This window comes from Escherichia sp. GZ89, from assembly GCF_019366485.1.
Classification (GTDB): Bacteria; Pseudomonadota; Gammaproteobacteria; order Enterobacterales; family Enterobacteriaceae; genus Escherichia; species Escherichia fergusonii.
On record NZ_JAEOHX010000091.1, the window covers coordinates 1 to 500 of the forward strand.

General features: G+C 38.4%; 1 pseudogene. It reads left to right on the top strand.

The annotated features are described in order from the left end of the window. Positions 1-500, top strand: a pseudogene (locus K0335_RS22385) (hypothetical protein); the annotation flags it as partial.

Sequence of the window (500 nt, forward strand, 5' to 3'; positions counted from 1 at the left end):
TTTATTTACCTGAACACTGTGGTTTTAATAATCAGCACCATGCATGTTCCATTGATGCTAAATATTTACTTAGATTATCTTTACGCAGTCATAAAATTTTCTCGTCCTGGTCATACCGAAATGGACAACGAACCGTATATGGTGACTCCCCGGTGGTATGCTTTACAGATATGCCGATTGCAGCTTATTTAGAAACTGGTGTTCGCCGATTAGAACGAAATGAAAATATTGGTTTATATGCAATCGTTTTACCTAAAGAGCAAATGTTTAATTATGGGGCAAGGCCAGTCATATATGGGTTGGATCAGCATAACAATGCTCGATGCTCGCAAGGCAGATATGGGGAACGTATTCTTGATGAAACGGCTCTTCCTCTGATTGAACAATATAGATATGTTACTTATGTTCCAGGTAAGATTGACTGGACACATGAACGCGAATGGCGATGGCCATATCGTGGCGATATTAAAAAATTCCTTAATCATATTAAAGAGTATGGT